General features: G+C 40.9%; 17 protein-coding genes. 9 read left to right on the top strand and 8 right to left on the bottom strand.

Going from position 1 to position 23,742, the window contains the following annotated elements; translation table 11 throughout:
* Positions 1–105: 105 nt before the first annotated feature.
* From ACXACJ_RS01725 to ACXACJ_RS01705, 5 genes are all read left to right on the top strand, one after another.
* Positions 106–1,827: a LytTR family transcriptional regulator DNA-binding domain-containing protein gene (locus tag ACXACJ_RS01725; protein ID WP_475132536.1), complete on the top strand. Its 1,722-nt coding sequence runs from the start codon at positions 106–108 to the stop codon at positions 1,825–1,827.
* Positions 1,828–2,071: 244 nt separating this feature from the next.
* On the top strand, positions 2,072–2,335 hold the full coding sequence (locus ACXACJ_RS01720; protein ID WP_475132535.1) for a LuxR C-terminal-related transcriptional regulator: 264 nt from the start codon (positions 2,072–2,074) through the stop codon (positions 2,333–2,335).
* A gap of 66 nt (positions 2,336–2,401) precedes the next feature.
* Positions 2,402–5,251: a tail fiber domain-containing protein gene (locus ACXACJ_RS01715; RefSeq protein ID WP_475132534.1), complete on the top strand. Its 2,850-nt coding sequence runs from the start codon at positions 2,402–2,404 to the stop codon at positions 5,249–5,251.
* A gap of 64 nt (positions 5,252–5,315) precedes the next feature.
* Positions 5,316–10,172, top strand: coding sequence for a tandem-95 repeat protein (locus ACXACJ_RS01710; RefSeq protein WP_475132533.1), 4,857 nt, complete (start codon positions 5,316–5,318; stop codon positions 10,170–10,172).
* A gap of 3 nt (positions 10,173–10,175) precedes the next feature.
* Entirely contained in the window at positions 10,176–10,637 is a 462-nt protein-coding gene (locus tag ACXACJ_RS01705) for a hypothetical protein (RefSeq protein WP_475132532.1), read from the top strand.
* 307 nt (positions 10,638–10,944) lie between these two features.
* On the opposite strand, the gene sucD is transcribed toward ACXACJ_RS01705, so the two are convergent.
* Complete coding sequence (gene sucD, locus ACXACJ_RS01700; protein ID WP_475132531.1) at positions 10,945–11,820, bottom strand: succinate--CoA ligase subunit alpha; 876 nt, start codon at positions 11,818–11,820, stop codon at positions 10,945–10,947.
* A 387-nt stretch (positions 11,821–12,207) separates the two neighbouring features.
* Here sucD and ACXACJ_RS01695 point away from each other — a divergent pair, with 387 nt between their 5' ends.
* The gene (locus ACXACJ_RS01695; RefSeq protein WP_475132530.1) at positions 12,208–13,656 is read left to right on the top strand and encodes an SLC13 family permease; all 1,449 of its coding nucleotides are present in this window, start codon (positions 12,208–12,210) and stop codon (positions 13,654–13,656) included.
* Between the two features lies 1 nt (position 13,657).
* Entirely contained in the window at positions 13,658–14,386 is a 729-nt protein-coding gene (locus ACXACJ_RS01690) for a nitroreductase family protein (RefSeq protein ID WP_475132529.1), read from the top strand.
* Between the two features lie 85 nt (positions 14,387–14,471).
* On the opposite strand, the gene ACXACJ_RS01685 is transcribed toward ACXACJ_RS01690, so the two are convergent.
* The gene (locus tag ACXACJ_RS01685) at positions 14,472–16,127 is read right to left on the bottom strand and encodes a M28 family metallopeptidase (RefSeq protein WP_475132528.1); all 1,656 of its coding nucleotides are present in this window, start codon (positions 16,125–16,127) and stop codon (positions 14,472–14,474) included.
* A 91-nt stretch (positions 16,128–16,218) separates the two neighbouring features.
* Between ACXACJ_RS01685 and ACXACJ_RS01680 the strand changes: the two genes are divergently transcribed.
* The gene (locus ACXACJ_RS01680; protein WP_475132527.1) at positions 16,219–16,971 is read left to right on the top strand and encodes a hypothetical protein; all 753 of its coding nucleotides are present in this window, start codon (positions 16,219–16,221) and stop codon (positions 16,969–16,971) included.
* A 42-nt stretch (positions 16,972–17,013) separates the two neighbouring features.
* On the opposite strand, the gene ACXACJ_RS01675 is transcribed toward ACXACJ_RS01680, so the two are convergent.
* On the bottom strand, positions 17,014–17,625 hold the full coding sequence (locus ACXACJ_RS01675) for a hypothetical protein (RefSeq protein ID WP_475132526.1): 612 nt from the start codon (positions 17,623–17,625) through the stop codon (positions 17,014–17,016).
* Between the two features lie 253 nt (positions 17,626–17,878).
* On the opposite strand from ACXACJ_RS01675, the gene ACXACJ_RS01670 reads away from it, so the two are divergent.
* Positions 17,879–18,058 (top strand): hypothetical protein, encoded by a 180-nt coding sequence (locus tag ACXACJ_RS01670; protein WP_475132525.1) that lies wholly within the window; start codon positions 17,879–17,881, stop codon positions 18,056–18,058.
* 26 nt (positions 18,059–18,084) lie between these two features.
* Here the strand turns inward: ACXACJ_RS01670 and ACXACJ_RS01665 are convergent, their stop codons facing one another.
* The 5 genes from ACXACJ_RS01665 to ACXACJ_RS01645 all read right to left on the bottom strand — a co-directional run bounded on the left by ACXACJ_RS01665 (position 18,085) and on the right by ACXACJ_RS01645 (position 23,614).
* Complete coding sequence (locus tag ACXACJ_RS01665) at positions 18,085–19,353, bottom strand: replication-associated recombination protein A (RefSeq protein ID WP_475132524.1); 1,269 nt, start codon at positions 19,351–19,353, stop codon at positions 18,085–18,087.
* Positions 19,354–19,418: 65 nt separating this feature from the next.
* Positions 19,419–19,667 carry a hypothetical protein gene (locus ACXACJ_RS01660; protein ID WP_475132523.1) on the bottom strand — a complete coding sequence of 83 codons (249 nt, stop codon included), beginning with the start codon at positions 19,665–19,667 and terminating at the stop codon, positions 19,419–19,421.
* A gap of 85 nt (positions 19,668–19,752) precedes the next feature.
* Positions 19,753–20,904, bottom strand: coding sequence for a galactokinase (gene galK, locus ACXACJ_RS01655; protein ID WP_475132522.1), 1,152 nt, complete (start codon positions 20,902–20,904; stop codon positions 19,753–19,755).
* Positions 20,904–22,472, bottom strand: a complete 1,569-nt coding sequence (locus ACXACJ_RS01650; protein ID WP_475132521.1) for a sodium/sugar symporter — start codon at positions 22,470–22,472, stop codon at positions 20,904–20,906. Before ACXACJ_RS01650 ends, galK begins: the two co-directional genes overlap by 1 nt.
* On the bottom strand, positions 22,469–23,614 hold the full coding sequence (locus ACXACJ_RS01645) for an aldose epimerase family protein (RefSeq protein WP_475132520.1): 1,146 nt from the start codon (positions 23,612–23,614) through the stop codon (positions 22,469–22,471). Before ACXACJ_RS01645 ends, ACXACJ_RS01650 begins: the two co-directional genes overlap by 4 nt.
* Positions 23,615–23,742: the final 128 nt, after the last annotated feature.

Below are 23,742 nucleotides of genomic sequence, written 5' to 3'. Positions count from 1 at the left end.
TATAAAATTTCATTTTTTTAGGATATACTTTCTAGCTATTGATTTGCTAAAAAATATTTCACTAGATTTATTTTTAGTTAGCTAGCCTCAATCTCCTTAAAATCAATGGTTAAACTTTTTCGATTCATCGGATTTACTTTTCTCGTTTTCTTAGCAAGTATTCTTTCTATTCAAGCGCAGAACGATGCTCGAATCAAAGAGCTTTTAGATTTATCGAGAAAAAACTCACGTTACCCCGATAGCCTTGAAGTTTACGGGCATAAACTTCTTGAAATAAATGATGACATGGCCCAAATTGAAGGGCATTTTGCCATAGGGTATGCCCATTATCAGAAAAGCAGATTAGATTTAGCTGCTAGCCATTACGATTCCGCTTTGGCCCTCTTAACCCCTCAGAAAGAATACACCACTTACGTAAGGATCAAAAGAAACCGGGCAATTGTGGACCAAAGAATGGGCGAGTTCGATAAAGCTAAAATTGGTTTTGAAGACTTAATGAACTTGGCCGTACAACAAAAAGACCAACGTGGTGAAGCCAGCATGCATAACCATATGGGGATTGTTTATGAATTCAAAGGCGACTTCAATAGTGCGGCAGAATCATTCATCAAAGCGGTAGAAATTCAAGCAAAAGACTACCCTCAAGACCTGACCAATTCTCTTTTGAATCTGGGTACGATCTATGGAAGAATGAACTTGATTGATGAATCGAACAGGCAGCTGAAAAAAGCCGCTCAAAATGCCATAGACACCAGGCAATCAACTTTACTTGCGCGTTGCTACAACAACATTTCGGTCAACTTCAGAAAAAATCACCAGCTAGATTCGAGTAATTATTACCTGGCCTTTTGTGAAAAACTGTACAAAGCGCAGAATAACAGTGCCCAGCTAAGTCTTACTTATCAAAATAAGGCGCATAACTTTCTGGAATTAAAGCAACCGGACAGCGCAAGATACTACCTGAACAGTGCAAGAATTATCAACGACAACTCAGGTGATATCTACATTGGCTCGCAACTCGACTTTATCAATGCTGGAATTGAGCTGGAATTCGGAAGCCCAGAAAAAGCCATAGTACTCATCAACAATTCCATCACTAAAATGCTGAAGCTAAATAAAATTGAAGGAATTGACGATCGATACACCCTCCTTTCTCAAGCCTATGAAAAGGCCGGAAATGCTTCTGCTGCGCTTGCTGTAATGAAACAGTGGAAAAACCTAAAAGACAGTTTAGATTATTATCAAAACATAAAAACCATTCAGGAAATTACTTCTGCTTATGATTTTGCGCGTTCGGAAGAAATGATAAAGCAGAGCCAAGCTAAGAGCAGTTTCTTTCAAAAGCTCAGTACTCGTTTAGGCATTGGTTTGGGTGTTTTAGCTATCATTTCAGGGATTCTGATTTTTAGGTATAAAAAGAAAAGCGAAGAAGCTAATCTGAAGTCTAACGAGATTGAAGAACTCAATCAGAAGATTGAAGAACTTCAGCAAATCAATACGCAAAACACCACCAAGTTTATTACACTAAAAAGCAAGGCCGTTATTCCGTTAGAAAAACTAATGTTCGTTCAATCTGATGGCCACTACTTAGAGTTTTTCTTGAATGAAAAAGATAGACCCGAAATTGACAGAGGGGCTTTGAAAGAAGTGAAAGAAGATTTGCCACCTCAGTCGTTTGTTCAAGTGCACCGCTCATCTATCGTCAACATCAACTTCATCAGAGAGATTTACGCGAACAAAGTGATTTTGCAAAATGGTCAAGAATTGAACATTTCAAGGAGCTTTAAAACAAATATCGATCAGGTATTTCAGAAAAGAGCTTCTTAAAGCATGTTAACAACTTGGATTGACTAATCATTTTTTCAGCAACACACAAATAATTTGGTTCCACATTTCCTGTCATTCATAACAAAATTCTGATTTCCTTAATTCTCCAACTCTTTTGCTCTTGTCATTCATGATAAGCGAAGCGTAACTCGTGACATTTTTTTTGAAATAGGCTGATCAATGGACTAATTGTATCACAACTATAACCACCCGAATTAGGGGGTATTCACAGATACAGCTACTCATGAAAATTGGACGATTTAGGGAGACCAGAAAATCGATTACGTCAAAGCTCTCGGCTAGGGAAATGGAAATCCTCCACGCCCTATCTCAAGGAGCCACCCGTAAGAGTATCTCTGAGCATTTCTCCATTTCTGTTTTGACTTACGATGAACATCGAAAAAACATCAAGCTGAAGTTGGGGCTAAACAGCCCTGCCGACTGGGCCTCAGCTATGGTACTGTTCAGAAATGTGAACATCGAAGAAGTCATGGAAAGCAGAAAGTAGAATCCAATTCCCTATAAAAGGAAACTTTTAACTAAGACACTCTTCAATTCATTAATCATTTCACTCATGAAAAAACATTTACTCTATTTAACACTTTTAACGGCCCTGTTCATCGGCACAGGGAACCAGTTAAGCGCACTTCCTTTTCAGGATCCCTCAAAGGGAACTGAGGCTCCCGATCCAGGGAGAAAAATGAATTTCCAAGGAACTCTATATGAGAATGGCCAGCCTGTGAACGGCAACAGAACTATGACCTTCTCTATTACAGTTGGCGAGAATACTTGGACAGAAACAAAGTCAATTCAAGTAATTGAAGGTCTTTACTCAACTACTTTGGGATCGGAAACATTGCTTCCAGAAGAACTCTTCTATGATGTAATAGAACGAGAAATGACCATCAGTGTGGGTAATAACACACTAGGCACGATTAAGTTATTTGCTCCATTTTCTCCCAAAGAAATTGGTCCAACTGATGATCTTCCTCGAAGAATTTCTATCAACAACGAGAACGTAGAATCTGACACCGTTTTCTACTTCAATATCTCAGCCGAGAATGTATCGGAAGGTTCTCAAAGAGGAATTCAGGTTGACATGACTGGCGTGGGCTCTAAAATTGCCCTCAGAGGTAACACCCTATCTCAGGAAGGAGACGACAAAATTAAAATTGCGGTTCTTGGTAGCGCCACCGGAAACGGCATTGGAAATCATGAAGGTGTCCGCGGACAAGCCTTTGGTGCAGGGCCAAGCAATGCAGGTGTATTAGGTTTAGCTGGCGGACCTGGAAACGGAGCCACAGGATACGAAGAAGGTTCATACAATACTGGAGTTGTAGGTTATGGGCAGTCTAACTCTTGGGGTAACACTGGAGTTAGCGGCTGGGCAGTAGGGTCTGTTGGAGTTGACAACATTGGTGTAGCGGGTATTTCATCTGTAGGCTCTGAAGGCGATACACAAGTAGAAAACAAAGGTATACTAGGTAGGGCTGAAGGACTCGGAATCAATAAAGCGATTTGGGGTAGAGCCATAAATGGTGTTGAAAACTGGGCTGGTTGGTTCGAAGGTGATGTGGCCGTAAGAAACGGTGGCAATCTAAACCTATATGGACCAAATGAAGGAGATAGCCTTCGTGTTCAGTTAAATTATTACGAGCCAAATGCATCTGGTTCTGTATTGACTTTTGGCCATAACAATACAAGAAGGGCCTTAATTGGTAGTGATCCTGCGAGAACTGGTGGTTTATTAAGCCTTTACGATTCATTAGATAGAGCAACCGTTCAAATCAGAGGAACTTCCAGACCTGGCGATTGGGTAGCTGACAAAAGACCTCACGGCCAAATGACACTTTGGGGCCCAGAAAGCCAAAACTTTTACTTGGGTTCGAAGGTATGGGAAGAAGACGGAGCCAATCTGCCTGTATTCCAGTTGTTTGGTAGACAAGTTGAAAACACTGAAAATCCAGAAAACACAACTCCTTTCGAAGGCATATTTATGTCGGTTCAAGACAATGGAGACGGCCAACAAGGCATGATTCAATTAGGTAAAGAAGGAGAAGGTATTGCCATCTTAGACTTCGATAAACTTTCTAACTTACTTGCTCTTTCAGGTTCTGAAAGATACAATTTAGACATCAACGAAGAAGATGCTGGAAGGCTTCAACTCTTTAGCCCAGATAATCAACCTAATGTTCTTTTAGGTTCAAACGGACCAAAAGCTGGCTTACTAAATCTGAATGATTCCCTAGGAAGAGCCGCTTACAGAATGCTTTCTTACCCTCAAGGTTCGGCTTATATGGAAATGAGCGCAGGCATTCCGGAGATTGGTGAGACAAGAGTAGTATATCAACATGCCGGCTACATGAATCCATGGTCAAATATGATTGCTAGAAATGCTGATGGAACAGCCAAAGGCCGTGTTCAAAGCGGATGGCTATCTGGTGGTGGTGAAGACTTCGGTCAATTCAGAATTTCTGATGCATCAAACAGAACTATGGTTTCCATTCATGGTAATGAAACTCTTGGAGGCAGAATTTTACTAGAAGGGCCTAATTCATCTAACTTCTTCCTTGGAGGAAAAGAATGGGAGAATTCTGACCTTGCATTTTTTGCCATGAGAGGCGCTGCCGCTGTTGATGACGGAAATGGTGGAACTTACTTCCCTGATCTTTTCACCTTGAACATCAATCAAAAAGATGGGGTGGATTATACCTCTCTGGACATGAATAACTCAAGTTTGTCAAGTATTAATCTTGGGGTTAAATCATGGGAAGATGATGGCTTGAAGAAACCTATCTTCCAGATGGCTAGCGACTATGAAGAATCCGATGGTAACGGAGGAACATACAGACCTTCGCTAATAGATGCACAAGTAAATATTTCTGGTGCCAATACCTACTCAGGAGATTTCAACCTGAAGAGTTCGGTAGGAACCGGCATTAGAATGTATGGCGCTGCTGACTTCAACAACAATGGTGTCGATGTTTACAGCCACATTGCATTGGATGGCCAAAACGGAGAACATGTATGGTTGAACGGAAATGGTTCTGGAGAATTCTCAGGAAGCGTATCAGCCTTCGCCATCAACCAAACTTCAGATGCTCGATTGAAAAAAGATGTAAAACCACTTTTGGGTGCCTTGGCGAAAGTAAACAGCTTGAGAGGTGTTCGTTACAATTGGATTGACGAAAACAAGCCTGAAAACAAAATCGGTTTCATTGCTCAAGAAGTTGAAAAAGTACTTCCAGAATTGGTAGTAACAAAAACTGATGGTTACAAAGCTGTAAACTATGCTGAAATGTCGGCTGTGTTGGTTGAAGCGGTTAAGGAGCTTCAGCAGCAAATCGAAGATTTAAAGAAAGAAAACACCACTTTGAAAGCAGAACTATCTGGTGTAAAAGCTATGGAAGAGCGTTCTTGCTAAAATCGAAGCGCTTTTAGGTTCTTCTACTCAAACCACTCAATCAACAGATAAAAAATAATCTGCAATGATTAGCTTAAAAGGAATACATAAAATGTTCCTGAAGCCATTATTCACTTTGGGGCTTCTTGCCTTGGGATTCGTTACTCACGCCCAAGAAGTCAATAAAGATTCGCTTCGTAACGTTCGGGTTAACACAAGCGCCAGAGGAGGTAAATGGATTTCAGGAGGTATTTATACCGGCTATGCATCGGTGGGTCAAATGGGGGCTTCAGGCTTTTTGTCTGTAACTTCTAGCCAGGATGAAATCAAAGGGTCATTCGGCTTTGTACCACCGCTCTTCACTGTAGAAGAGAACAATCCACCAGTTGCAATTGTACCCGATGCCGCTATTTTTCTAAGCGCATCTACCAATATTGAATTGGAAGGCTACGACCCTGATGGAGATGAAATTGAGTTTATCATTATCGAAGAACCTACTTCAGGTTCTATCGAAATAGTAGGCACAGAAGGCAATGAATTCAAATTCACTCCTTCCCCTAGCCTTACTCCAGGCACAGGCTTTAACGATATTTTGAAGTTTAAAGTGAAGGAGAAAGATGGAACCCTTGAATCAGAAGAAGCAACATTTAGTTTCACCTTCAATGTGGCCGATAAACCGCATCAGGTTGAAGGCTTTGAGGTAATTGAAAGTTCATCTGAAAGCAAAACGTTGGGTTTGTCTATAAAAGACGATCAGTTTAACAGTAGCTATACGGTTAAAGTAAGCTTTATAGATCTGTCTAACCCTGTTGCGCCTAGTTTGGTGACTTTAACGGAAGAAACTTATATGCTAGGAGACTTATCGGTAGAAGGAAATATCCTTACTGCTGACATCGATGCTCTTCAAGCTCAGTTTCCGTATTTATTTTCTGCATCTCAGGTATTTATTACTGCGGAAGTTTCAACACCAACGGGATATACAGATGACGCGGCTTTTATTCTTAACAACACCAGCAGCGGAAGCTCTGATGCAGGCTTGGTCAATAAAGAGTTTAGCGTATCTCTCTTAACCATGATTTCTGCCGACCCTGTTCAGAACAGTGAAAATGTAGATCCAGAAGCTTCGGAAGATGGTCAATTCTTCACTTTCGCGACACGAAGAACCACACCTGAAAACGAAGAAGTAGAACTGAATTTGTATGCTGTGGAATTAGGAGGTTTTGATCTTTCTTCTTCTAAAATAGACATCTCAGCTCTGCCAAAAACAGGAGCAAATTCTACTCCTGTTAAGGTAAAAAGTTCAGCGAACTTGGCTCAATGGAGCGTGACTTACACTCCAAGTGGAGAAACAGGCTACTTGGATTCACTTCAGTTCGCGGTAATGAACACGGAAAGGGATTTTACGGCTAAATCATATGCCGTTGTTCAAGTGATGGACGTTAATGATCCTCCACAATTGCAGGCCATTGCCAATCAGCAATTGGATGAAGACCAAACGCTTACGCTCGACCTGAATTTTAGCGATGTAGATAGTGATGTTACCGTAACAGCAAGTTCTTCGGAAAGCACAAATGTCCCAGTTTCAATCAACGGAAACCAGGTGATCATAAGCCCTAAAGCAAATTATAACGGCAGAGCAAAAATCACGGTTAAAGTAAAAGAAACAGGCACCAACGAAGCTTATACAGTATTCAAAAGTTTCGATGTAAAAGTGCTTCCTGTTAACGATAAGCCTGTTGTAAATGCTCTGGATGACATTTCAATTGATGAAGACACTCCGCTTACAATCAACCTCTCTGCAACCGATATTGACTCTAACTTGTCGATATTCAGCTTTGCGGCCGCGGCAGATCAAACAGGCGTTGTAAATGTATCTATTACCGATAATATATTGAGCATAACGCCCAAGGCTAACTACAATGGCGTGGTTAATTTAAGTGTAACAGCAGACGATAGATTAGGAACAGACCAGTCTATTTCGGATGCGGAGAGCTTTAAACTTACCATCAATCCTATTAATGATGCGCCTGAAAATGAAGCTGTAATTCCTACTCAGAAAGTCTTGAAAAACTTCCCTAGTTATAATCTAAACTTGGGTAAATTCTTCAAAGATGTTGAAACTTCAGATGCGGATTTGGAATATACCATCGGTTCAAGCAATCTATTCGATTTAGTGGAAGTTGATGGCGTTTTGACCATAACGGCTAAAAACGTAGCGGCAAATAATGAGGATATCATCATTACTGCCAGCGATGGAGAAGAGAGCGTAAGCCAAACCGTGACCTTTATTCTTTCAGATATTTCAGCAGACATTGTGGTAGCCAATACTATCGACAACCAAACTGAAGATGAGGATTTCGGAACATTGTCGATCAATTTGGCAGGAGTATTCGCTGATAACAATGATGCTAACGCTGAATTCACTTATCAAATCACAGGAAACTCTTCAATATCGGCAACCATTTCAGAAGACGGCAAAGATTTGATCATTTCAGCTCCAGAAAATTTCTCAGGTTCTGATAAGATTTTCCTCATTGCTGAAACCAATGGAAAAGCTGCATATCTCAACTTTGATGTTACCGTAAATCCAGTGAATGATGCGCCAGAACTTGATGACATCGAAGATCAAACGGTTCAGGAAGACTTCGAACTTTCAGGCCTTTTTGTGAGCTTTGAAGATATTGACAGCGAACTTTCTGATCTATTATTCACGGCTTCATCATCGGATCAGGCCCTAATTAAAGATGGTTCAATTGCTTTAACTCCAAGTAATGACGGTATTGCGATTTCGCTCAGCCCAGAAGCTAACAAATCGGGTAAAGCAACGATTACCGTAAATGTAAGCGATGGAGAATATACTGCTACCAAAACTTTCGAGGTTACAGTTCAATCTGTAAACGATAAGCCAACCGTAGTTGGAACCACCATTGCTGATGCGACTGAAGACGTTTCTTATCTTCTAAATGTTAGTGAGCTGTTCGCTGATATTGATGAAGATCAACTCAGTTTCACCTTCGAAAACCAACCTGAATGGCTCACTTATGCAGAAGGAAAGCTTTCAGGAACGCCAACAAACGATTATGTGGGTAAAACATCATTCTTCATAACTGCTGATGATGGAAGTGGCGGTTCGGTTCGTCAAGAATACACTTTCAGTGTGATTAATGTAAATGACGCACCTAGCTTAGTTTCTGATTTACCAGAAATTAATGCAACCCAAGATGTGCTACTTAGTGTAGCCTTGGATGAAGCTGCCTTTGAGGATGTTGATGGTGATAAGCTGACTTATCAAGTTTCGTTTGACGGAAATACATGGCTAAGTTTTGACCAAGACAACAATACGTTTGTAGGAACACCGAGCAATGATGATGTTGGATCAGTTGTGATAACCGTTACCGCTTCTGACGGAGATGAAGCTAATGTTTCAACAACTTTCACATTGAATATTGCGAATGTGAATGACGCTCCAACGGAAATTAGCCTAGCTGCATTGACCATTGCTGAAAATACGGCTATCGGCACTACTCTGAGTGCGCTTTCTACTGCTGATGTCGATGCTGGCGATAGCCATACATATTCCTTAGTAACAGGAACAGGTTCTGACGACAATGCTCTGTTAGATATTGATGGTAATAGCTTAATCATTGCTTCAGACATTGACTTTGAAACCCAATCTTCTTTAAAAATCCGAGTAAAAACTACAGATGCTGAAGGAGCAAGTTTTGAAGAAACCTTTGAAATTTCTGTTACCAATGTGAACGAAACTCCTGAATCTATTGCGTTAAGTGCTTCCGCTATTGAGGAGAATAAGGCTTCTGGAACTGAAATAGGTTTATTGACCACGGAAGACCCTGATACAGATGATAGCCATACTTATGCATTAGTCGCTGGTTCTGGAGATACCGATAATGACAAGTTCGAAATCAGTTCAGGGAAACTAGTGAATAAAGTGCAATTGAATTTTGAAGAAAAATCAGAATACTCAATTCGCCTTCAAACTATGGATGCTGAAGGCTTAAGCTTCGCTAATTCTTTTACCATTTCGGTTGAAAACGTAAACGAAGCTCCTTCTGCTCTTGCACTTGCCAACTTAACTGTTGCAGAAAATGAAGATGCTGGCGCTGTGGTTGGAGGATTAAGCACTACTGACGAAGATGCAAACAACTCTCACACTTACAATTTGGTCAGCGGAGATGGTGATACAGACAACAGTTCATTCCAAATTGTGGATAATCAGTTGGTAACGGCTCAAACTTTCGACAGAGAAGCAAAAGCTGCTTATTCAGTTCGTATTTCAACAACCGATGAAGGTGGTCTCTCTAAAGAAGGTGTCTTCACCATAGAAATTACCAATGTGGCAGAACCATCGCTGTTGGTTGCTTCAGAAGCCAATGGACTTGAGTTTGGAGAAGTGGACGTAGATGCTACAAAAACTTTGACATTCGCAGTAAGCAATAATGGTGACGGAGATGGGCTTGAGATTAGCAAAATCGAAGTTCCGGCAGGCTTTAGCGTAGATAAAAGTTCAGTGAGCCTTGCCGCAGGAGCTTCAGAAGAAGTGACCGTTACATTCGCTCCAACCGATGGAGTTACATATTCCGGTGAGGTAACCATTACGTCTAACGTTGGCAATCAAACCATATCATTAAGCGGTGTCGGCTTACTCGTAACTGCACTAGACGATGACCTGATTGACGAAGATGAGGTAAAAATCTACCCTAACCCATCCATTGATTGGGTTACAATAGACCTCACCGAAGCACCAGCAATTGTACCTGATGTAAGCATCATTGATATGAGCGGAAATGCGGTTTGGTCGAGAACTAAAGTCACAGATCGTCAAATTAAAGTGAATGTGAGCACTTATGCTGCAGGAACCTATTTAATCAGAATCGCATCCAAAAAAGGCTCTGTTCTGAAAAAACTCATGGTAATAAAGTAAGACATGGAACAGTTGAAATTAAAACTTCATAAACATTTAGAATTACTCATTTTGCTGATTGTGTTATTGTTCATCGTCTCCTCCTGTGGTGGAGGAGGCGGTGATGACACTCCACCTGGCCCAACAGAACAAGAGCTTGCCTTTGAAGAATTGGCAGGAGCTTGGACTTTAGAGAATGGTGGCTTCATCAAAGTGGACAATGAAGATGTAAGCCATAACTACGCTGGCTTTACTTTATCCTTTACTAACGGAGGTTTCACCACCACCAATGCAGGTGATTTATTTCCTGCAACGGGCACCTGGGACTGGGTTGGTGAAAGTTCAACACAGATCACCACAGGCAATGGCAAACAAGTGACAATCACTTCGCTTTCTGCCACCACATTTGAATTCACTTTTACCAAAACCGCCAGTAATAGCGTAGCTGGTGTAAGTGGCAACTATGCAATTAAAGTAACCAAATAGTCTAATTATTTGAGGCTCTGAAGAACGGTAGTGCAGACGGCATTACCGTTCATTTTACACACTTCACTTCAATATACCGACTATTTGGTATTGAGCTCAGAGCCTTAAAAATCTACATTTGAATTAAAACAGGGAACATACATTAGTAGTCTGGTTTTAGTTGAGTCTCTAAGGGTATTGCATACGGCAATACCTTTTCTTTTTTATAGATACTCCAAAAACTCCTCACCTATTTTTTATTCAGAAAAAGTATGAACATAAAAAAAGCCTCACTAGGAGGCTTCTTTCAAATTGAATATTTTCAATCTTAAGCGTTCAATACCTTCGCCATTGTATCTCCAATATCAGCAGGAGATTTCACAACATGTATTCCACACTCAGACATAATTTTCATTTTAGCTTCTGCAGTATCTTCTGCTCCACCGATAATCGCACCAGCGTGTCCCATTCTTCTACCCGGAGGCGCTGTTTGGCCAGCAATAAAGCCTACAACAGGCTTCTTATTACCTGTCTCTTTAATGTATTCAGCAGCCATAGCTTCGTAGTTACCTCCAATTTCACCGATCATAACGATAGCATCGGTTTCAGGATCGTTCATCAAAAGCTCTACAGCATTTTTTGTAGGAGTACCAATAATTGGGTCCCCACCGATACCAATAGCAGTAGAAATTCCCAAACCAGCTTTAGCCAATTGGTCTGCCGCTTCGTAAGTCAAAGTACCTGATTTCGATACCAAACCAACTCTACCTTTTTTGAAAACGAAACCTGGCATGATACCAACTTTTGCTTCGCCTGGAGTAATTACTCCCGGACAGTTAGGGCCAATCAAGGTTACACTCTTACTTTTAATATATTCTTTGGCTTTCACCATATCCTTTACAGGAATACCTTCAGTAATAGTAATGATCACCTGAATGCCAGCATCGGCAGCTTCCATAATCGCATCGGCAGCAAATGCAGGCGGAACAAAGATGATAGAAACATCGGCACCAGTAGATTTAACTGCATCTTCAACGGTGTTGAAAACCGGCCTATCTAAGTGTTGTTGGCCTCCTTTTCCTGGAGTTACACCACCTACTACATTTGTACCATACTCGATCATTTGTTCAGCATGGAAAGTACCTTCGGAACCGGTAAATCCCTGAACAATTATTTTAGAATCTTTATTTACTAAAACACTCATTTCAGCGGGTTTAAATTTGAGGCAAAAATAGAACAATAAATGGCTCATCCAAAGGATTAGTTTACCGAGATGCACACCCTTCTATTTCTGCGTAAGCCTTAAGCTTTTAACTTTCTTTAACTAAAAATTAAGAAACGTTTCGAAACAAAATATTGACTTAAACTGTATATCTATCATATACAAACTTAGAACGGAAATGGTTGATAACTCCGTTAGAGGTTAAAACGAAAAAATTAGATTAAGTAAGTTAGTTTTTAGTATTTTAAGGTTGAAGCAGAGGAGAGCATAACGATGTTCTCCTCTTTTCTTTTTAACACCTTTACCTTAACCAGACCGACTACAATTGTTGGAAAATACTATTTTAGCAGTTCACATGAAGCTAAAGTTTTGAACAATCCTGATTTTAAAGCAGCTCGCATTTTTGGGCTTGTGGCTGGCCCCACTCTTTTTCTTCTCGTTTTATTGATCAGCCCTGAATTCTGGATTTCACCACAGGCGTGGAAGGTTGTTGGTGTAGCCCTTTGGATGATTACTTGGTGGATAACCGAGGCAGTTCCTATTCCTGTAACGGCCCTTCTCCCCATTGTAATGTTCCAAATTCTAGGCGTTTTCGGCTCAAATGAAGCCACAGCACCATATGCCAATCCGATTATTTTTCTATTTATGGCTGGCTTCATTTTAGGACTTGGCATGGAGCGGCACAACCTACATAAACGCATAGCTTTAAATATCATCAGGTTTACGGGCACAAAACCCAACGGAATTATTCTTGGGTTTATGCTAACTACAGCTTTTTTATCCATGTGGATTAGCAATACCGCCACTACGGTAATGATGCTGCCTATAGCGCTTTCCATCACCAGCTTGCTCCATGTAGATGAAAGTCAAGATAAAGGCATTAAGCGATTCGCTCTAGTCCTTATGCTAGGCATTGCCTATGCTGCCAATATTGGCGGCACGGCAACCATAATAGGAACTCCCCCGAATGTGGCTTGGGTTGGGTTTATGAGCGAAATGATGAACATTGAAGTGAATTTTGCCACCTACCTCAAGGTTGGAATCCCAACTTGTATTATCATGTTGGCAGCCACATATTTTCTGCTGACCAAAGTTTTATTTCCGAGCAAGGTGAAAAACCTTTCGGAATCCAGTAAAGTCATTCACGATCAGTTGAAAGCATTAGGCCCTATCAGCAAAGCTGAAAAATTGGTGACCTTAATTTTTGTAAGTACAGCATTGGCCTGGATTTTCAGAAACAACCTGAATAACTGGTTTAATACTTCTCTGCTTAATGATACGCTCATAGGAATGGTTGGGGCGATTTTGATGTTTGCCACACCTCTGAATTTTAGAAAGGGAGAATTTCTATTAGACTGGACTTACACCAAAAAATTGCCTTGGGGAATATTACTGCTTTTCGGGGGCGGACTTACCCTTGCTAAAGCCATGGAAACGACTGACATTGTTCAAATTGTAGGGGAAGGAATTGCCAGTTTGGGAGATTTAAATCGATTGGTTTTGGTTTTAGGCTTAAGCGCCTTTATGCTGTTTATGACAGAAATAATGAGCAATGTTGCCCTCGCTGTAATTTTTGTACCCGTGGTTCTGGGCATTTCTGTTAGCCTAGACTTAAACCCAATGTACCTTTCACTACCCGTCACTTTGGCCTCCAGCTATGCCTTTATGATGCCCATTTCGACACCGCCAAACGCTATTGTTTTTTCTTCAGGAATGATTGAAATGAAAGACATGATTAGAGCTGGCTTCATCTTGAATTTGGTAGCCATTCTTTTATTAGCGGTTCTATCGGAAACCTTAATTCCTTTGGTTTATTAAAATGAAAGAAAGCGCAGAAATCTTCAACCAAATTGTAGAAGAGCGAAGGTCGGTCAGGATTTATGACGCCCAAGCCGATTTCGACCACGAGGCTGTTCAGCGCAGCTTAGAAAGAGCTATACTTTCGCCCAACAGCAGCAACATGCAGTTGTGGCAATTTTACCGCATTCATTCTGAAGAGGCAAAAGAACAAATAGCGTGGATGTGCATGAATCAAAAAGCGGCAAAAACTGCTCGCGAATTGGTGGTCATTGTTGCTCGAAAGGACTTGTGGAAAGAAAGGCAAAAAGCTCTTCTCTCAGAAATGGAAAGAGTTTATGAAGGAAGAACGGATAAAGCCGCCAAGCGGGCTTTTCATTATTACCAAAGTCTGATCCCTAAATATTATTTCAACGACTCATTTGGAATATGGGGCTTTATTAAAAAGTGTATCTACTTTTTTGTGGGGCTTAAAAAACCGATGGTGAGGCATGGAAATGCAACTGACGTTAGAATTAGCGTGCATAAAAGCGCAGCTTTAGCAGCCCAAACCTTTATGCTCAGCATGAAAGCCGAAGGTTACGATACTTGCCCAATGGAAGGAATGGATTCTTTAAGAATCAAAAAGTTTTTGAAATTACCTCACAAAGCAGAAATCGTAATGGTAATTGGCTGTGGCCCATCTGCGGAAGGCGGTATTTATTCTGAAAGATTCAGGGTTCCCAATGAAGAAGTAATTTTTAAGGTTTAGAAAACTTCTTCGTTGGAGGGTAGACATCGTTAAACAATGAAAAAGGCTCTGTAACTAGAGCCTTTTTCATTGTCACTTACCTAATCTATTTTTTCTTCAAGCTCATATCTGCATCACGCTTGGCTTTAAATTCTGAACCTTCACTCCATTTTGGGAAGTAAGTTTCGTTTGCCAATCTCTTACCAATATTGAATAGCAATTGTGCATCTTGAGCAATTCCTTTCAAGTCCCATTCTTCAGGTACATAATTATCTTGCGGCTGATGGTATTTTACAGCCTGATATTCAGCCGTCTTTTCTTTGATAAACTCTACCCCTTTTTCTTTCGATTCATAAGAACCTGAAGCAAAAAGCGCTGGAATTCCAACTTTGGCAAAACTGAAATGATCGGAACGGAAAAAGTAGCCTTTTCCTGGATCGGGATCAGGAATTACATATCTTCCTTGTTGCTCTGCAGCTGCTTTGGCATAGTTGTCCAATTCAGATTGACCATAACCTGTAATGGTTAAATCCTTCATTTCGCCATAAGCGGGAAGGCCATCTATATTGATGTTTGCTACGGTTTGGTTAGGTGGAAAAATTGGGTTTTGAGCATAATATGCAGAACCTAATAGGCCTTGTTCTTCTGCCGTTACAAAAAGAAAAACCACAGAACGTTCAGGTTTGGGGTTCATTTTAGCGAAAGCCTCAGCAATGGCCAGCTGCCCAACGGTTCCGCTAGCGTTGTCGTGAGCTCCATTGTAAATGGAATCACCATCAATCGGCTCTCCTACGCCTAAATGATCCCAGTGGGCAGAATAGATGATGTATTCATCGGGTCTCTTGCTTCCTTCAACCATCGCCACCACATTGTGAGACATATCTTTTTTAATGGTATTACTGACAGAAACCTTGGCTTTTAGTCCTAAATCCAAAGGTTTGAAATCTTTGCTTCGCGCCAGTGCCGAATAATCTTTAATGCCGGCTGCTTCAAAAAGCTGAACAGCGGTCTTTCTGGTTATCCAACCTTGAATGGCACACTTGTATGGAGGGTTTTCATCGTTCAAATTCAGCTTTGCTCCTGTCCAGCTACTTTGAACCACAAGCCAAGGGTAACCAGCAGGAACCGTTTCGTGAACAATGAGCACACCAGCCGCACCTTGGCGAGCCGCTTCTTCATACTTATATGTCCAGCGGCCGTAATAGGTCATCTGATCGCCTTTGAACAGTGTACTATCTCCACTGCCAAAACCGGGATCGTTCACCAAAACCACCACGGTTTTTCCTTTCACGTCCAATCCTTCGTAATCATTCCAGCCATATTCTGGAGCCACAATACCGTAACCCGCAAAAATCAATTCAGAATTCTTTACACCAACTTCATCCTCAACCCTTTCGGTGTAAACCACGACATCTTCATTTGTATTGAATTTCATGGTCTTTCCCCTTCCAGAAACAGTCATTACATCCGATTGATGCCCAGTAATTTCCACCATGGGCACTTCTTGGAAATAGCTCTTTCCGTTACCGGGCTTCAGTCCCATTCTTTTCAGTTCAGACTCTAAATAATGAATGGTTTTTTCTTCGCCTTCGGTGAAAGGCTTTCTGCCCATAAAATCATCCGAAGCCAAAACACTCATATGTTGATCTATTGCTAGCGTATCAATAGTAGTAATTGCCTCAGTTTGCGTTTCAGTATTCGATTTACAACCGAAAAGAAACAGCAAAGGCATTACAAAAAACGTGATCCCACTTTTCTTCATAATTCACTTTTGGTTTGAAAACGAATATAAAGATTTTTCAGAGCCTAAAAGATGGAATTGATTAACTAAACAATTCGTTCTATATTTCAACATGAAGCATTGGCTCCTTATATCTCTTCTAATTTTGATCTTTCAGGTTTATGCCGAAGCTCAAAACGCAGCTCATATTGTGAGTGAAAAAACAGGGAACTTCAGCTACGAAACTCCGGAACTCTTAGGCCTATGGAAAGTGGACAAAGTCACCGTTGGCACCGAAGATGTTACACCTACAGCAAAATGGTTTTCTTTTGAAGAAGATGGAAGTTTTACAGCCGGTAATGGTTGGCTACAAAATGCCTTAGGAAGTTATCATTACGACAACCAGCAGCAAACGCTTTTACAGTCAAGCGAAGGAAAAGTTGATGAATTTGGAGCTTTCAATATTTCTTTTGAGAACGGAACCATGATTTGGGAAAGAATGGAAGAAGGCCAAAAAGTAGTTGTACTTCTTTCAAAAACACTGCGCAAACCATTAGCTCCTTGGGACAAAATCATTGGCGTTTGGGAGCTCATAGGCATGGAGACTTTAAGTAAAAGCACTAACACTTCTGTGATAGCGGATGTTGAAACTGAATGGTACTTTTTTAGATGGGACAGACGCTACAACAAGTTCAATGCATCCAAAAAGCGAGTAGCATCCAACTTTTGGCAAATTGATGCTCATTCCCCCTGGCTTACACTTTTGGGTGATTCAAATTCTAAAAACGAAGAATGGTCCATCTATTTTAATGAAGATCAAATGTATTGGGAAAGAAACGAAGAAGACAAAGTCATCAAACTTATCTTCAATAAAGGAGAACTCTAAAGCTGTATCAAGCGGCATGCTCAACACAGCTTTCAAGATGAATTATTTCTTTTTGAAGTTGAATGTAATCGGAGCCGTTACATTCGAAGAAATACCTAGCAAGCCGTGAACAGTTTCACCTGGTTGAATAGTGAAATTCAACAAGTTATACTGAGACAATTCAGCAGTTAAATTTTTATTTGCTCCACTGGCAATGGCAAGGTTAGTTCCGCCAATCGCAAGCCCCAGTGGAATCGGGGTTGTATTGCAGTTTCCATTGTCGCAGCTCCCAACCTCAATCCACAACAAACCCCAAATCAATTGTGTAGCAGGAATCTGTTTAAGGTTCTGTCTAATAATTGAGGTTTCCAGCGGATAGATATTGTCACCACCAATTTTTACTTCAATGTCGTTTCTGAAGTTTACAGAATTTGCTGTGTTATTGGTAAGCTCCACAGCCACCAACCTTATGCCCTTCCTTTTCTCCTTTCTTGCATATTTTCGGTTTTTGTGATCGGCCAAGACGTCATAACGGTAAGAATACTCTAAACCATCGTTGTTGAAACCTTTTGGGTAATCCAAAGAAGCTGGCATTATAGGTTTGTAAGATCCGGCACAAGAAGAAATAGCAATTAAAGCGACCAGTAAAAGTGTGTGGTAAATGTTGAATTTCATAAAATTACGTGAGTACAAACAATGAGTGTGAACAGCAAAAAATAGTACGCAAATAAAATATTTATTAACGTAAACTCCCCATTGTTTAAATTAATTTTTAATGAAATTCGATATACCCAATTAATAAAAAATAGGTAATCATTTACTTATTTTTTATTAACACTCAGTGAATTAAAATCAAGAAAACTAGGCTTAGAGCATGGCCAAATTGGCAGAAAAACATCTGCGGAACAACAATTGTTGGTAGCCGATAATGCCTTCTCTGAAACATCAGAAAATTCTTCAAAAACTAAGAAAGCAGCTAAAAACCATCATAGTAGCTTGGATGATTGGCATAGCAAATTGTGTAAAGCAAGAGAACCGCTTTATAGATGATACACATTACGAAATAGAAATCAACGAAGAACAATCGGATGATGATCCTTTCTTATAAAAGAAAGTTGGATCTACTCAATTGAACTAATACCCATACTTTTCTTTCCAAAGCGCCTTGAGCCTTTTTCGCATTTCTTCTTCTCTGGCATTTTTACCTGGGTCATACAGTTTTGTGCCTTTTATTTCAGCAGGCAAAAATTCTTGATCCACAAAATTGTTTGGGTAATCATGAGCGTATTTATAGCCCTTTCCGTAGCCTTCATCTTTCATTAATTTGGTTGGAGCGTTACGAATATGTAAAGGCACAGGCAAATCACCAGTTTTTCTTACCAAACTCTGCGCCTGATTAATGGCCATATAAGCCGCATTACTTTTTGCCGAAGAAGCCAAATAAGTCACTGCTTGCGCCAACACGATTCTACCTTCAGGGTAACCGATCATACTAACGGCCTGAAAGGCATTGGTAGCAATTACCAGCGCAGTGGGGTTTGCATTACCGATATCTTCCGAAGCCAAAATCACTAACCTTCTTGCGATGAACTTGATGTCTTCGCCTCCTTCAATCATTCGAGCCAGATAATAAACGGCCGCATTGGGGTCGCTACCGCGAATGGATTTAATAAAGGCCGAAATGATATCGTAATGTTGTTCGCCAGATTTATCATAAATGGCCACCCGTTGCTGGGCAATTTCAATTACCTTTTCGTCCGTAATTTCAACTTCATCGCCACCAAGGTTTTCCACCACCAATCCCAACAAATTGAGCAGCTTACGGGCATCTCCGCCTGAAATACTGAAAAGTGCTTGGGTTTCGGTCAAATGAACTTTCTTCTTTCTTAGGATTTCATCTTTAGCCAAAGAAACCTCCACCAATCTGAGCAAATCTTCCTTAGAAAGTGCCTTAAGCGTATAAACCTGAGAACGGGAAAGCAAAGCCGAATTCACCTCAAATGACGGATTTTCCGTTGTAGCTCCAATCAAAGTGATATCTCCCTTTTCTACAGCTCCCAACAAAGCATCTTGCTGTGATTTATTGAAGCGGTGAATCTCGTCAATGAACAAAATGGTGTTTGATTGAAAGCGAGCCTTTTGAATTACCTCACGCACTTCTTTAACACCTGCGCTCACTGCGCTCAAAGTGAAAAAGGGAGCTTTTACAGAGTTAGCAATAATGTTTGCGATGGTAGTTTTCCCTACACCTGGGGGCCCCCAAAGAATCATCGAAGGAATGCTGCCCGAGCGAATTGCCCTACGCAAAACACCGTTTTCGCCCACAAGATGTTCTTGTCCTATTAAATCTTCAAGGCTTTGTGGCCTTACGCGCTCCGCCAAAGGTTTCTGAGAAAAGTCCATAAGGTGAAATTAGGAATGTTAAATGAGAGATTTTGTTGAAAGCAGAAATTTCGGTGTGCGTAATTTCAGAACCTTCTCTCCCACTGACTGGCTCGCTGTTTTTTCGCCATTTCGCCTGAATCTATCATTTCTTGGAGGCGCGGCAAGCGTTCTGCGTTTTTGGAGGTCATATGCCAATAGCCACAAACTTGGCATTCATATACATTCTGTGGCCCCTCATGCGCGGCAAATCCTTTGTAGATATGCTGATCGATCAGGGCATCTTCAGCCAGTTGCTGAGAATCGTATTGAATTTTTCCGGAAGAACAGCGCATTGCGCAAAGATAAGGGATAATTGAAAGAGATGGTTGACATCTCTTTCAATCTATAAGCTTAAACCGAAGCAGATGCTTTTACGGTTTAAGTGATTTCAGATGAACCTTCGGCTGTTTTCACCAAATAAATAGAAGGCTCAACATTAAATTTTGCTTGATAAGCAGCTGTAACTTCAGCTTTAAAAGTTTCTACATAAGAAGCTTCAACAAGGTTGATGGAGCAACCTCCAAAACCACCTCCCATCATTCTGGAACCCAGAATCTGATCTTTAGCCCTGGTAAAATCAACCAAGAAATCTAGTTCATCGCAGCTAATTTTAAATTCATACTGAAGGCCATAATGTGTTTCGTACAATAGCTCTCCCAGCTTAGCTAAATCGCCACTGTCCATGGCGGCACAGGCCTCAGAAACCCTTGCAATTTCTTCCACCATATATTTACAGCGATCGAAAACGTTGCTTGGCATTTCTTCTTTCACTTGAAGCACTTGGTCAATGGTTGCATCACGCAATGCTTTTATACTCGGATCAATTTTCTGTAAAATGGCCACGCCTTCTTCGCACTCAGCTCTTCTTACATTGTATTCCGTAGAAGACAACTCGTGTTTCACCATGGAATCCACCAAAACCAGCTGATAGCCTTCCAAATCAAGGCTATAGGTTTGGTATGATAAATCGCGGCAATCCAATTTCAAAGCGTGATCCTTTTCTGCAAAAACGCTAGCAAACTGGTCCATAATCCCACAATTCACCCCCACATATTGGTTTTCGGCCTTTTGGGCAGTAAGCGCAATTTCCTTTCTCTCATAACCCAAATTGAAAAGGCTATTCAGGGCAAAAAGGGTAGCACATTCTATTGCGGCAGAAGAGGACATTCCAGCTCCCATGGGAATATCGCCAGCAAAAACGCAATCGAAACCCGTAATTTCATGATCGGCCTTTACCACTTGATCTACCACGCCAATGATAAACTGCGCCCAACCCGTCTTTTCTTCTCGGTAACTCTTCAATTCGAACGAAACGGATTCGCCAATATCGAAGGAATGGATATTAATGGTGTTGGAATTATTGGGTGATATGAGCATGCAAATCTCCTTATCCACACCCGCTGGCAACACAAAGCCATCGTTGTAGTCGGTATGCTCGCCAATAATGTTAATTCTACCCGGAGAGCGAAAAACTCTCGGGGTAGTGTTATATTTTGAATGGTATGCTGAAAGTAATTCGGTGTAATTCATTACCAATAAATAGCGTATAAAGCTCCTAGAATAAGAATGATACCCATAGAAAGGGCATTGAATACAGAAGTAGTTTTAAACTCATCTGTATTGATTTTGATGGCTTTAGGCGACTCTCCTTTGCTGGTAGCCAATGAAACTCCAATCATTAAAGCCGACAACATTAAGAACACCAAGCCCATTTGGTTCATAAATGGAATATGAGGGAAAGTCATATCGATGAACACACTGAAAGGCACCGATGCAATGGCCGACCAAAGGGCTCCAGTTCCTGTTGCCCTTTTCCAGAACATTCCGAAAAGGAAAAGCACCACGATTCCTGGGCTAACATAACCTGTATATTTCTGAATAAACTGAAATACCTGATCTTGACCTCCCAACAAAGGTTGAGCGATAAAAACGGCCAACAGCATACAGCAAACGCCAACAATTCTACCCACAGTAACCAATTGCTTTTCAGAAGCCTTATCGTTCATAAAAGGCTTATAAATATCCATAGTGAAAATGGTGGCCGTACTGTTCATCATAGAACTGAGTGAAGAAAGCGCAGCAGCAATCAATGCCGCAAAGGCCAAACCTTTGATTCCGGTTGGTACTAAATTGCTCAACAACCAAGGGTAAGCTTCATCTGGTTTGGCAATGTCTGCGGAAAGCACGTAAGCAGCAATTCCAGGAATTACCACCACCAAAGGAATGATAAGCTTTAAATAACCTGCGAAAGCCAAACCTTTTTGTGCTTCAGGAATACTTTTAGCCGCAAAGGCTCTCTGAATAATATATTGGTTACAGCCCCAATAACTCAAATTAGCGATCCACATACCGCCAACCAATACGCTGATGCCCGGTAAATCTTTATAAGCAGGGTTATCCTTGCTCAAAATCATATCGAATTTCTCGGGTGCTTTTTCGAACAAAATTTTCATTCCTTCAACTGCTCCATCAGCACCGCCAACAGCTTTCAATGCTAAATAGGTTGTTACCAAACCACCGAAAACCAAGAAGATTACTTGAATAACGTCCGTCCAGGCTACAGCCTTTAAACCGCCATAAATAGAATAGCCAACAGCCACAATCGCCAAACCAATGATTGACTGCGTCATGGTGATGCCTAACACCAAGCTTAAGGCAAGGGAAGAAAGATAAAGTACCGTGGTAAGGTTTACGAAAGTGTATAATAGCACCCAGAAAACGGCCAAAATAGTTCTGATGCGACTATCGTAACGAATTTCCAAAAATTGTGGAAGGGTGAAAATTTGCTTTTCGATAAAGATCGGCAAAAGGTATTTGGCGACTATTAGTAGAGTAATTGCTCCCATCCATTCGTAAGAAGCGATCCCTAAACCGATGGCATAGCCCGAGCCAGACATACCAATAAATTGTTCGGCTGAAATATTTGAAGCAATTAGTGATGCTCCAATCGCCCACCAAGGCAACGCTTTACCTGCTAAAAAGTAGTCGGAGGAATTTTTGGTATGCCCTTTCTTTTCGCGCGATACCAAAAGACCAAATGTGATGATCAGCACTCCATAGCTGATAAACACAATAATGTCTACGGTTGAAAAATTCATAAATGTGTTTGATTAATAGTTTTTAGTTGACTCATTCCCACCGTTTTATTCGGGTGATGTTTTCTATTTTCTATGCTGAAATTGAATGCTGTTTTTGAAGTGAATTTCTCTTCAGGTTGGAGAAGAACGCTTGGGAAATTTGGCTGGTTTATAGCGTTTGGAAAACCTTGTGTTTCTAAACAAACCCCTCCGTTCTCTACCAAATCGCCATTTCTACCCTTCACCGCACTATCCCAATAATTGGCTACATAAATATGTAATGCTGGTCTATCCGTACTCACCGTCATTATGCGTCCCGATTCTTCACAACTCAATTCCGCCACAGCATTTTGCCCTTTCAGTACAAAAGAATGATCGTACCCTTTAGCGATTTTCAATTGGTTATTCATAACGTTGAGATCGGTTTGCAACGCTTTCGGCTCAGTAAAATCAAAAGGTGTTCCCTCCACTTTCATGAGTTCTCCCATAGGTATCATCTCACCACTGACAGGAAGAAAATCTTCAGCCTCGATTTTCAGTTTATGATCTAAAACATTCCTATTGCTTCCCGATAGGTTGAAATACGAATGGTGGGTAAAATTTGCGATTGTAGTCTTGTCGGTTTCGGCCTCATATTGAACCTCAAAGCCAGTTTGGGAGAAAGAGTAAGTCACAAAAACTTTCAGGTTTCCAGGGTAACCTTCTTCTCCATCTATACTTAAATAAGAAAGCTTTACTCGAACGGCTTCTGGGGTTAAAACTGTATCTTCCACTTGCCAGACTTTTTTATCGAATCCTGATATTCCTCCGTGCAAATGATTACCTCCATTGTTCACAGAAAGCTGATAATCAACATTATCAATGGTCATTTTGCCATGAGCGATTCGGTTACAGCACCGCCCAACAGTTGCTCCCAAGCAATAAGTATCCGCGATGTAAGCCTCTAGGTTATCGTGACCGACCACTACATCTTCCAAAACACCTTCGGCATTAGGCGTTTTCAATTCCATAAGAATCGCTCCGTAATTCGTAAGCTTAGCCTTTAGCTTTCCAGGGAAAGAAATATGAAAGCAACTGACGGATTTGCCATTGATCTCTCCAAAATCCTGAACATTCAAAACGGGGGCCTCAATCGTTTTCAACTTTTCATCATTCAGCCGCATTCCTCACCTATTTTCTTCAGAAGTTAAAAGTTTATTTTCTCCCAATATTCGATTAAAAAACCAAAAACAGGAGCACAAACCGGAACAGTTATAAACGTAATATTAACGTTTATCTGTCATAAGAAAAA

It is taken from the genome of Roseivirga sp. AWQ4_251, assembly GCF_056158225.1.
This window is presented reverse-complemented; position numbering and strand designations above follow the sequence as displayed.

What these genes read in the sequence shown, in the direction of transcription:
- ACXACJ_RS01725 (WP_475132536.1), top strand. Translation starts at nt 106, where the DNA reads ATGGTTAAACTTTTTCGATTCATCGGATTTACTTTTCTCGTTTTCTTA.
- ACXACJ_RS01720 (WP_475132535.1), top strand. Translation starts at nt 2,072, where the DNA reads ATGAAAATTGGACGATTTAGGGAGACCAGAAAATCGATTACGTCAAAG.
- ACXACJ_RS01715 (WP_475132534.1), top strand. Translation starts at nt 2,402, where the DNA reads ATGAAAAAACATTTACTCTATTTAACACTTTTAACGGCCCTGTTCATC.
- ACXACJ_RS01710 (WP_475132533.1), top strand. Translation starts at nt 5,316, where the DNA reads ATGATTAGCTTAAAAGGAATACATAAAATGTTCCTGAAGCCATTATTC.
- ACXACJ_RS01705 (WP_475132532.1), top strand. Translation starts at nt 10,176, where the DNA reads ATGGAACAGTTGAAATTAAAACTTCATAAACATTTAGAATTACTCATT.
- sucD (WP_475132531.1), bottom strand. Translation starts at nt 11,820, where the DNA reads ATGAGTGTTTTAGTAAATAAAGATTCTAAAATAATTGTTCAGGGATTT.
- ACXACJ_RS01690 (WP_475132529.1), top strand. Translation starts at nt 13,658, where the DNA reads ATGAAAGAAAGCGCAGAAATCTTCAACCAAATTGTAGAAGAGCGAAGG.
- ACXACJ_RS01685 (WP_475132528.1), bottom strand. Translation starts at nt 16,127, where the DNA reads ATGAAGAAAAGTGGGATCACGTTTTTTGTAATGCCTTTGCTGTTTCTT.
- ACXACJ_RS01680 (WP_475132527.1), top strand. Translation starts at nt 16,219, where the DNA reads ATGAAGCATTGGCTCCTTATATCTCTTCTAATTTTGATCTTTCAGGTT.
- ACXACJ_RS01675 (WP_475132526.1), bottom strand. Translation starts at nt 17,625, where the DNA reads ATGAAATTCAACATTTACCACACACTTTTACTGGTCGCTTTAATTGCT.
- ACXACJ_RS01670 (WP_475132525.1), top strand. Translation starts at nt 17,879, where the DNA reads ATGCCTTCTCTGAAACATCAGAAAATTCTTCAAAAACTAAGAAAGCAG.
- ACXACJ_RS01665 (WP_475132524.1), bottom strand. Translation starts at nt 19,353, where the DNA reads ATGGACTTTTCTCAGAAACCTTTGGCGGAGCGCGTAAGGCCACAAAGC.
- ACXACJ_RS01660 (WP_475132523.1), bottom strand. Translation starts at nt 19,667, where the DNA reads ATGCGCTGTTCTTCCGGAAAAATTCAATACGATTCTCAGCAACTGGCT.
- galK (WP_475132522.1), bottom strand. Translation starts at nt 20,904, where the DNA reads ATGAATTACACCGAATTACTTTCAGCATACCATTCAAAATATAACACT.
- ACXACJ_RS01650 (WP_475132521.1), bottom strand. Translation starts at nt 22,472, where the DNA reads ATGAATTTTTCAACCGTAGACATTATTGTGTTTATCAGCTATGGAGTG.
- ACXACJ_RS01645 (WP_475132520.1), bottom strand. Translation starts at nt 23,614, where the DNA reads ATGCGGCTGAATGATGAAAAGTTGAAAACGATTGAGGCCCCCGTTTTG.